This window comes from Actinomadura miaoliensis (assembly GCF_039536785.1).
Classification (GTDB): Bacteria; Actinomycetota; Actinomycetes; order Streptosporangiales; family Streptosporangiaceae; genus Spirillospora; species Spirillospora miaoliensis.
Genome location: NZ_BAAAZG010000056.1, coordinates 1 through 9448 on the forward strand (window position 1 = coordinate 1; position 9448 = coordinate 9448).

At 72.5% G+C, this 9448-nt stretch carries 9 protein-coding genes; 7 read left to right on the top strand and 2 right to left on the bottom strand.

Going from position 1 to position 9448, the window contains the following annotated elements:
* Positions 1 to 428: 428 nt before the first annotated feature.
* Together ABD811_RS35325 and ABD811_RS35330 are read left to right on the top strand one after the other, a co-directional pair.
* Complete coding sequence (locus tag ABD811_RS35325; RefSeq protein WP_344956475.1) at positions 429 to 1475, top strand: LacI family DNA-binding transcriptional regulator; 1047 nt, start codon at positions 429 to 431, stop codon at positions 1473 to 1475.
* 155 nt (positions 1476 to 1630) lie between these two features.
* A complete protein-coding gene (locus ABD811_RS35330; RefSeq protein WP_344956478.1) occupies positions 1631 to 4567 on the top strand; it encodes a glycoside hydrolase family 48 protein in 2937 nt (978 codons plus the stop codon).
* 146 nt (positions 4568 to 4713) lie between these two features.
* Here ABD811_RS35330 and ABD811_RS35335 read toward each other — a convergent pair whose 3' ends face one another.
* Both ABD811_RS35335 and ABD811_RS35340 read right to left on the bottom strand, forming a co-directional pair.
* Positions 4714 to 5145, bottom strand: a complete 432-nt coding sequence (locus ABD811_RS35335; RefSeq protein WP_344956479.1) for a pyridoxamine 5'-phosphate oxidase family protein — start codon at positions 5143 to 5145, stop codon at positions 4714 to 4716.
* Positions 5146 to 5236: 91 nt separating this feature from the next.
* Entirely contained in the window at positions 5237 to 5998 is a 762-nt protein-coding gene (locus ABD811_RS35340; RefSeq protein ID WP_344956481.1) for a GntR family transcriptional regulator, read from the bottom strand.
* Positions 5999 to 6162: 164 nt separating this feature from the next.
* Here ABD811_RS35340 and ABD811_RS35345 point away from each other — a divergent pair, with 164 nt between their 5' ends.
* From ABD811_RS35345 to ABD811_RS35365, 5 genes are all read left to right on the top strand, one after another.
* Complete coding sequence (locus ABD811_RS35345) at positions 6163 to 7395, top strand: NRAMP family divalent metal transporter (RefSeq protein WP_344956483.1); 1233 nt, start codon at positions 6163 to 6165, stop codon at positions 7393 to 7395.
* Positions 7386 to 7628: a carboxyltransferase domain-containing protein gene (locus ABD811_RS35350; protein ID WP_425549494.1), complete on the top strand. Its 243-nt coding sequence runs from the start codon at positions 7386 to 7388 to the stop codon at positions 7626 to 7628. The genes ABD811_RS35345 and ABD811_RS35350 overlap by 10 nt, the downstream gene beginning before the upstream one ends.
* Entirely contained in the window at positions 7625 to 8407 is a 783-nt protein-coding gene (locus ABD811_RS35355; protein WP_344956485.1) for a putative hydro-lyase, read from the top strand. The genes ABD811_RS35350 and ABD811_RS35355 overlap by 4 nt, the downstream gene beginning before the upstream one ends.
* Positions 8408 to 8661: 254 nt before the next feature.
* Complete coding sequence (locus tag ABD811_RS35360; RefSeq protein ID WP_344956487.1) at positions 8662 to 9009, top strand: RNHCP domain-containing protein; 348 nt, start codon at positions 8662 to 8664, stop codon at positions 9007 to 9009.
* Between the two features lies 1 nt (position 9010).
* Positions 9011 to 9409 (top strand): RNHCP domain-containing protein, encoded by a 399-nt coding sequence (locus ABD811_RS35365; protein WP_344956488.1) that lies wholly within the window; start codon positions 9011 to 9013, stop codon positions 9407 to 9409.
* Positions 9410 to 9448 lie beyond the last annotated feature (39 nt).

Sequence of the window (9448 nt, forward strand, 5' to 3'; positions counted from 1 at the left end):
CCCCGGCCAGCGCCGCGAGCGCCTTCAGCACGCGGCCCCTCGCGGGGCTCGTCGCGCGGCCCGTCGCGGGGCTCGTCGCCCGTGCCCGCATCCGACCTCCTTGTCCGATTGATGGGAGCGCTCCCACACTCTCGATTTCGAGGCCGAACCTAAACCGGCCGCGGCGCGGCGAGAAGCGTTCTTCCACGTTCTTTCACGGTTTTCACGTCGTCCCCGAACGGGTGTGCGGTGCGTTTTCGCTGATCAACACCGATTCGCGGGGCGGTCATCGTGATCGGGGAACGGCCCGAAACCGGGCCTTAACCTGATTGCCACATTTCTCTTGACAGCGCTGACCGGCGAACGGATTCTTGGGAGCGCTCCCACTACACCCCCCGCCCCTCCCGGCCGCCACCCCCGCGGGCCGGGAACCCGAAGGGAGTGCACGCGTGACGATCACCGAACCGTCCGCCGGTCCGGCCTGTCCCCCGGCCGACGGCCGAACCCCGACCCTGGCCCACGTCGCCGAGCTCGCCGGTGTCTCCCCGGCCACCGCCTCCCGCGTGCTCAGCGGCTCCACCCGGGTCAGCCGCACCGCGCGCATGCAGGTCGAGGAGGCGGTGCAGCGGCTCGGCTACGTGCGCCGCCGCCCCGCCTCCCGTGAGCCCCGCACCTCCGGCGCCGTCGCCGCGGTGTTCTGCGAGGACAGCGCCCGCGTCTTCGCCGACCCGTTCTTCGCCCGGGTGCTGTGGGGCGTCAAACGCGAGCTGGACGGCCGCGCCCCGCTGGTGATCCTCATGGCCGGACGGCCGGAGGAGTGGCGCACCACCGCCGAGTACCTGCGCGGCGGGCACGCCGCCGGGGTGCTGCTGATCAGCTCGCACCGGGACCACCCGGCGGCGCTGGTGCACGCCGCCGCCGGGGCCCCGGTGGTGCTGGCCGGGCGGCCGCTCAGCGACGTGCCGCTGCCGTACGTGGACGCCGACAACCGCGGCGGCGCCCGCGCGGCCGTGCGGCACCTGGCCGCCTCCGGGCGGCGTGCGGTGGCCACCATCGCGGGGCCGTCCGACATGGCCGCGGGCGTGGACCGGCTCGCCGGGTACCGGGCCGCCGCCGAGGAGGCGGGCCTGGACGTCACCGGCCTGATCGGCCGCGGCGACTTCGGCCAGCTGTCCGGCGAGCACGCCATGAACCGGCTGCTGGACCGCCGTCCCGACCTGGACGCCGTGCTGTGCGCGTCCGACCCGATGGCGGTGGGCGCGCTGCGGGCGCTGCGCCGCGCCGGCCGCCGGGTGCCCGACGACGTCGCGGTCGTCGGGTTCGACGACGCCCCGATCGCCCAGCGCGTGCGGCCCCGGCTCACCACCGTCCGCCAGCCGATCGAGGACCTCGGCGCCCGCATCGTGCGCGAGCTGCGCGCCTGCATGGGCGGCAAGGGCCTGACCGACCGCGGCGTCGTGCTCAAGACCAAGCTGATCGTCCGAGATTCCGCCTAGCGGGGGGACGCCCCGCCGTCCCGCCCGGGCCCGGCGGAGCCCGCCCCACCGGCGCCGGAGAGGCGCCCGACCGACCCCGCTCACCCCGAGTGCGCACGCCGCCGGCGCTTCCACCGCGCCGGCGGCGGGCTCCGCCCTGCCCGAGAGGAAACCCTGTGAGACGACGATTGCGATGGCGCGACCGAAGGCGCTCGTTCACCGCGGTGAGCGCGGCGCTGGTGCTGCTCGGCGGCCTGTTCACCGCCGTGGCGGCACCGGCGCAGGCCGCCGCGGGCTGCAAGGTGGTCTACAAGAAGAACGACTGGGGCAACGGCTTCACCGCCAGCCTCGACATCACCAACACCGGTGACGCCCTGTCCGGCTGGGAGCTGACGTACTCCTACGGCGGCAACCAGCGGCTGACCAACGGCTGGAACGGCACCTGGTCCCAGACCGGGCAGCAGGTCAGCGTGAAGAACGCCGGGTGGAACGGCGCGCTGGCGTCCGGCGCGACGGTCAACGTGGGCGCGCAGTTCACCTACTCCGGCGGCAACGCCGACCCGACCGCGTTCTTCCTCAACGGCACCCGCTGCAACGACACGGCCGCCGCGCCGACCGTCACGCTGACCAGCCCCGCCGCCGGCGCCACCTACTCGGTGGGCGCCGCCGTGCCGCTGGCGGCCACCGCCACGGCAGGGACCGGCGCCACGGTCAGCAAGGTCGAGTTCTACAGCCAGGACGGCCTGCTGGCGGCCGGTGACACCACCGCGCCGTACACGCTGAACTGGACGCCGACCCAGGCGGGCAACTACTCGCTCTACGCCAAGGTCACCGACAGCACCGGCGCGACCGCCGAGTCGGCACCGGTCGGGATCACGGTGACCGAGGAGGCGAGCATCGTCGCCAGCCCGACCACGCTCACGGTCACGCAGGGCGGCAAGGTCACCTACGGTGTCAAGCTGTCCAAGGCGCCGGCGTCCAACGTCACGGTCAGCACGGCCCGCACGTCCGGCAACACGGCGCTGACCGTCAGCGCCGGAGGCCAGCTCACCTTCACCCCGCAGAACTGGTCCACCGCGCAGAACGTGGAGATCAGCGCCGCCGCGAGCGGCACCGGCACGGCCACGTTCACCTCGACGGCCACCGGCTACGCCGCGGCCCGGGTCACCGTCACCCAGGCCGACACCAGCGGCGGTGTCTACCAGCAGCGGTTCCTCGACCAGTACAACAAGATCAAGGACCCGGCGAACGGGTACTTCAGCCCCGAGGGCATCCCGTACCACTCGGTGGAGACCTTCATGGTGGAGGCCCCCGACCACGGGCACGAGACGACCTCCGAGGCGTACAGCTACCTGATCTGGCTGGAGGCCATGTACGGCAAGGTGACCCAGAACTGGGCGCCGTTCAACGCCTCGTGGGCGTTGATGGAGAAGTACATGATCCCCACGCACGCCGACCAGCCGACCAACTCCTTCTACCAGGCGAACAAGCCCGCCACCTACGCGCCGGAGCACCCCGACCCCAGCAACTACCCGTCCCAGCTGGACGGCAACATCCCGGTCGGGCAGGACCCGATCGCCGGTGAGCTGAAGTCGGCGTACGGCACCGACGACATCTACGGCATGCACTGGCTGCAGGACGTGGACAACGTCTACGGCTACGGCAACACCCCGGGCGGCGGCTGCGAGAACGGACCGTCCGCCGACGGCCCGTCCTACATCAACACCTACCAGCGCGGCTCGCAGGAGTCGGTGTTCGAGACGATCCCGCAGCCCACCTGCGACGCGTTCAAGTACGGCGGCACCAACGGCTACCTGGACCTGTTCACCAAGGACGCCAGCTACGCCAAGCAGTGGAAGTTCACCAACGCCCCCGACGCCGACGCGCGCGCGGTCCAGGCCGCGTACTGGGCCGACGTGTGGGCCAAGGCGCAGAACAAGGGCGCCGACGTGTCCGCCACGGTGGCCAAGGCCGGGAAGCTGGGCGACTACCTGCGGTACTCGTTCTTCGACAAGTACTTCAAGAAGATCGGCAACTGCTACCCGGCGTCGTCCTGCCCGGCCGGCTCCGGCAAGGACAGCTCCCACTACCTGCTGTCGTGGTACTACGCCTGGGGCGGCGCGCTGGACACCAGCGCGGGCTGGGCCTGGCGCATCGGCGACGGCGCGTCCCACTTCGGCTACCAGAACCCGATGGCGGCCTACGCCCTGGTCAACAACTCGGCCCTGGCGCCCAAGGGCGCGACGGCCAAGACCGACTGGTCGACCAGCCTCACCCGGCAGCTGCAGCTCTACAAGTGGCTGCAGTCGGCCGAGGGCGGCATCGCCGGAGGCGTGACCAACAGCTGGGACGGCAGCTACAGCACCCCGCCGTCCGGCCTGACCAAGTTCTTCGGGATGGCCTACGACTGGCAGCCCGTCTACCACGACCCGCCCAGCAACCAGTGGTTCGGGTTCCAGGCGTGGTCGATGGAGCGCGTCGCCGAGTACTACTACGCCACCGGCAGCGCCGACGCCAAGACCATCATGGACAAGTGGGTCGCCTGGGTGCTGGACAACACCACGGTCAACGCTTCGACCGGCGAGTACCAGATCCCCTCCACGCTGCGCTGGGAGGGACAGCCGGACGCCAACTGGTCCAGCACCAGCGGCATGCCGCCCGCCAACACCGGGCTGCACGTCACCGTCGTCGACCACACCCAGGACGTCGGCGTGACCGCCGCGCTGGCCAGGACGCTGACCTACTACGCGGCCAAGGCGAACCACGCGCAGGCCAAGCAGACCGCCAAGAACCTGCTGGACGCGCTGTGGCGGCACCAGGACGCCAAGGGCGTGTCGGTGCCGGAGACCAAGGCCGACTACAAGCGCGTCACCGACCCGGTGTACGTGCCCCCGGGCTGGACCGGCAAGATGCCCAACGGCGACCCGATCAACTCCAGCTCCACGTTCATGTCCATCCGGTCGTTCTACAAGAACGACCCCGACTACCAGCGCGTGTGGGCGTACGCCACGGGCGCCAGCTCCACGGCGCCGGTGTTCAACTACCACCGCTTCTGGGCCCAGGCCGACGTGGCGATGGCGATGGCCGACTACGGGAGCCTGTTCAACGAGTGACGCCCTGAACCACCCGAGGGAATGACGGGCGGGGGCCGCGCGGCCCCCGCCCGTCGCGTCGCGTCCGGTGCTCGATGCGGCTCGGCGGTGATACGGCTCGGCGGCCGATGCGGCTGGGGGGCCGAGGCTGCTCGGTGGTGACGCGCTCAGTGGTGGATGCGGCGGCCGCTGATCTCCGACGGGACCATGCGGATGTGCGCGCCGCGCTCGCCGCCAGGCCACGGCTCCACGGGCGCGGCGGTCACGCACTCGTCGTCCGACAGCTGCCGGGCGCCCCCGCGCAGCATCACGCTCCAGCCTTCATGCCGCACCTCGTCGATCCGGTCGACCTCGAAGGCGATCCGCACCTGCGCGCCCTTCAACGCGGTGCGCAGCGCCTGGCTGAGACGGCCGGTCAGGTCGGTGCGGAACACCACCGTGCCGTCGTCGACGACGTAGTTCACCGGGATCACGGCGGGCCCCTCGCCGTCGTTGAAGGCGACCCGGCCGACGCCGCCCGGCGCGATCAGCCGCAGGCACTCCTCGCGGTCCAGCTCCTCCAGGACGGCCCCGCCGCCCCCGCCCGTTGCCGTGTTCATGGATCTCCCCAGATTGCGCGATCGCGTGGTACGAGATCCAGCCTTCCCACGTTGGGGCCGCTCCACCCCCCCGGCGGCGGGGGGCGCCGGCTCAGCCGGCGGTGGACCGGTCGGCGGCCTCGTAGGCCTGCAGCAACTGGGCCTCGGCGTCGTCGAGGTAGGCGCGCAGCTCGCGTTCGGCCGCCTCGATCCGCCCGTGCGTGATCAGCTCGGTGAGCAGCCGGTTGCGCCGCAGGTAGGGCTCGTGGAACTCGCGGGGCGAGACCATCTCGTGGAAGGCCAGGCGCAGCTCGGTCAGCGTGCGGTACAGCATCTCGTCCACCCGGCGGCTGCCGACCAGCGCGCCGACGGCCTCGTGGAAGCGGATGTCGGCGGCGCCGACCTCGGGCCAGCGGCCCTGTTCGGCGGCCCGCTCGCCCCGCGACACCGCCGCGTCCAGGCGGGCGAGGGCCTCGGGGGCGGCCGCGGGGGCGGCCCGCACGCCCTCGCACTCCAGGATCCGCCGCACCAGGTACAGGTCGGTGACGTCGCCCGGGGTGACGCGGCGCACGAACACGCCCCGGTTGAACTGGTACACCAGCAGCCGTTCCTCGACGAGCATCCGGAACGCCTCGCGCAGGGTGTTGCGGGACACGTCGGCGGCCTTCTGCAGCTTGCCCTCGGGCAGCCGCTCCCCGGGCTTGAGCAGGCCGTCGATGATCTGCTCGCGCAGCAGCCCGGCGACGCGGGCGGCGGTGCTGGAACGGGCGAGGTCCGCGCGCGCCGCCTCGATGTTGGCGATCCATCCGCCGTCCCGTGCCCGATCCCCGCCGCGGCCCTCCGCCTGCTCCCCGACCTGCTCCCGCACGGGCATCGCGCTCCCTTCCCCGGACGAAACATCGCCGTGACCGACCCGAAACCATGCACGGCCAGGGTAGCCCGGACGTGGTGAATTGAAGGATACGAGGATTAGGGGATTGCTCGATTGTTGAACAATCCGTACGCTGCGGGAAAGTCGGATCGTCGCAAGGGGAAGCCATGACGGACCCGAGCACCACACGGTCGCCGAACGCTCCCGTCTCCCGGGCGCCGGCGCGCGGCGCGCTCGTCGGCGCCATGTTCCTGATGGCCACCAGCGCCATCGGGCCGGGGTTCATCACCCAGACCACCACCTTCACCGCCCAGCTCGGCGCCGCCTTCGCCTTCGCGATCCTGGTGTCGGTGCTGGTCGACATCGCGATCCAGCTGAACGTCTGGCGCGTCGTCGGCGTGTCCGGACGGCGCGCCCAGGACCTGGCCAACGACGTCGCCCCCGGCGCCGGATACCTGCTGGCCGCGCTGGACGTCTTCGGCGGCCTGGTGTTCAACATCGGCAACGTGGCCGGATGCGCGCTCGGCCTGAACGCGCTGTTCGGCCTGGACGTCAAGATCGGCGGGGCGGTGTCGGCGGCGCTGGCCGTGGCCATCTTCCTGATCCGCCGCGCCGGAGTCGCCATGGACCGGATCGTGGTGGTGCTGGGCGCCGTCATGATCCTCATGACGCTGTACGTCGCGGTGGTGTCCGGGCCGCCGCTGGGCGACGCGCTGCGGCAGACCGTGCTGCCCGAGGAGGTCCGGTTCCTGACGATCACCACGCTGATCGGCGGCACCGTCGGCGGCTACATCGTCTACGCGGGCGCGCACCGCATGATCGAGTCCGGGCTGAGCGGCCCCGAGAACATCCGCGGCATCACCCGCAGCTCGATCACCGGCATCCTGATCACCGCGCTGATGCGGACCCTGCTGTTCCTGGCCGTGCTCGGGGTCGTGGCGGGCGGCGCGAAGCTCGCCGCCGACAACCCGGCCGCGTCGGCCTTCGAGCACGCCGCCGGGGACACCGGCATGCGGGTCTTCGGCGTGATCATGTGGTCGGCCGCCATCACCTCGGTCATCGGCGCCTCCTACACCTCGGTGTCGTTCCTGGTGTCCTTCGCGCCGTGGATCGAACGCAACCGCAGCCGCCTGGTGGTCGCGTTCATCGTCGTGTCCACGCTGATCTACCTGGCCCTCGGCAAGACCCCGGTGACGCTGCTGATCCTGGCGGGCGCGCTGAACGGCCTGATCCTGCCGGTGGGGCTCGGCGTGCTGCTGTGGGCGGCGGCCCGCCGCCGCGACCTGCTCGGCGGCTACCGCTACCCGGCCTGGCTGCTGGCCCTCGGCGCCGTGGCCTGGGTCCTCACCCTCTACCTGGGCTACAACTCCCTGACCGGAATCGCCGACCTGTGGAGCTGACCGCCCGGATTCGGGTACCTGACCGGGGAGACCCGCACCTGCGCATCCCCCGCCGCACCACCCCCCGCCCCCGCGTGCCCGCGGGGGCGGTCGGGCCGACCGGGCCGTTCAGCGGCCTCTGCCCCATGGAGGCGCCGGGCGGCCGGCGGCTCATAGGACGCACCGATCCGACCCTTCTGCCCGGCGCGCTGCGGCCGGGCGTTCAGGTCCACTTCACACGGAGGCACCGATGAAGGACTCGGCCATGCTGACGCCCGACGAGGCCCGCGCCCTGTTCCGGGGCGGCCTGCGCACCCCCACCGCGGGCTGGTGCGCGGGCTGGACGCAGGCCAACCTCATCGCCGTCCCCCGCGAGCACGCCTACGACTTCCTGCTGTTCGCCCAGCGCAACCCCAAGCCGTGCCCCGTGCTGGACGTGACCGAGCCGGGGGAGACCTCCTGCGCGCTGTTCCGCGGCGACCTGCGCACCGACCTGCCCGCCTACGTCGTCTACCGGGACGGCGAGCCGGTGGCCGAGGTGACCGACGCGTCCGAGGCGTGGCGCGACGACCTGGTGGCCTTCCTGATCGGCTGCAGCTTCACCTTCGAGGACGCGCTGCTGGCCGCCGGGGTGCCCGTCCGGCACATCGAGCAGGGCCGCAACGTCCCCATGTACCGGACGAACCGCCCGTGCCGCCCGGCCGGGGCCATCGGCGGGCCGCTGGTGGTGTCGATGCGTCCCGTCCCGGCGCACCAGGTCGCCGACGCCGTCCGGGTGACCTCGCGGTACCCGGCCGTGCACGGCGCCCCGGTCCACGTCGGCGACCCCGCCGCCCTGGGCATCGCCGACCTGGACGCCCCCGACTTCGGCGACGCGGTGGACGTGCGTCCCGGCGAGGTCCCCGTCTTCTGGGCCTGCGGGGTCACCCCGCAGGCCGCCGTGATGGTCTCCAAGCCCCCGCTCGCGATCGGCCACGCCCCCGGCCACATGGCCGTCACCGACGCCCGCGACTCCGACTTCCTCGCCCCCTGACCGCCGGAGCCCCGCCCGGAAAATCGCTCGCGACGTGCCGGGGACGGCCGCTAACCTCGGCTCCGTCCCATCCGACCCGATCTTCGTGCAGGTGATTTTTGACGACCCGGCCGGCGCCGAGCGCGCCTCTCCACCGTCGCTGACGAGCACGATCCACGCTCCGGCGAGGCCGCTCGGCGCTTCCTTGCTGTCATGTGCCCCACCGTTCTCCGACGGACCCGGGGTCCGTCGGCGTTCCGGCAAGGAGTTTCCGGGTGTCCACCCTCAGAACCGATACCTTCACCTGCGTGCGCTGCGGCCTGACCGTGTCCGCGTTCGCGCCCGACGGCGCACGCCGCAACCACTGCCCGAGCTGCCTGCACTCGCTGCACGTCCTCGACCACGCCGAGGGCGGGCCGTCCGAGTGCCGGTCCCGCATGGCGCCGATCGCCATCGCGGTGCTGCGCGAGGGCGACTGGATGCTCATCCACCGGTGCGCCGGGTGCGGAGAGCTGACGTCCAACCCCGTGCGGCAGGACGACAACCAGCTCATCCTCATGCGGATGGCCGTGCGGCCGCTGGCCGAGCCGCCGTTCCCGCTCGAACCGTTCGGCGGGATGTGACATGCCGCGCCGCAAACCGAAGCGGCCGGACGGGCGGCGGCAGGGCCGCTCCGGGGCGTTCCGCTCCGGGTCGTTCCGCTGCGTGGGCTGCCGCCTGGACGTGCCGCTGTCCGCGCCGGGCACCGCGCACCGCAACCACTGCCCGCACTGCCTGACCAGCCTGCACGTCGACGACCGGATCCCCGGCGACCGGCGCGCGGGCTGCGGCGGGCGGATGGCGGCGCTCAGCGTCACGGCCCGCCGGGACGGCGAGTGGATGATCATCCACGAGTGCCTGGCGTGCGGACGGCTCAGCGCCAACCGCATCGCCGGTGACGACAACGCCCTCGCCCTGATCCGCATGGCCGTCCGGCCGCTGGCCGACACGCGCCTGCCCATGAGCGCCCTCCTGGCGCTGTAACGGCCCGGCGCCGCCCCCGGTCCAGCGCGGCCGGGGGCG

Bases quoted from the DNA above. Each gene is read 5' to 3' on its own strand.
- ABD811_RS35335 (WP_344956479.1), bottom strand. From the start codon at position 5,145: ATGAACACGGCAACGGGCGGGGGCGGCGGGGCCGTCCTGGAGGAGCTG.
- ABD811_RS35365 (WP_344956488.1), top strand. From the start codon at position 9,011: ATGCCGCGCCGCAAACCGAAGCGGCCGGACGGGCGGCGGCAGGGCCGC.
- ABD811_RS35345 (WP_344956483.1), top strand. From the start codon at position 6,163: ATGACGGACCCGAGCACCACACGGTCGCCGAACGCTCCCGTCTCCCGG.
- ABD811_RS35355 (WP_344956485.1), top strand. From the start codon at position 7,625: ATGAAGGACTCGGCCATGCTGACGCCCGACGAGGCCCGCGCCCTGTTC.
- ABD811_RS35340 (WP_344956481.1), bottom strand. From the start codon at position 5,998: ATGCCCGTGCGGGAGCAGGTCGGGGAGCAGGCGGAGGGCCGCGGCGGG.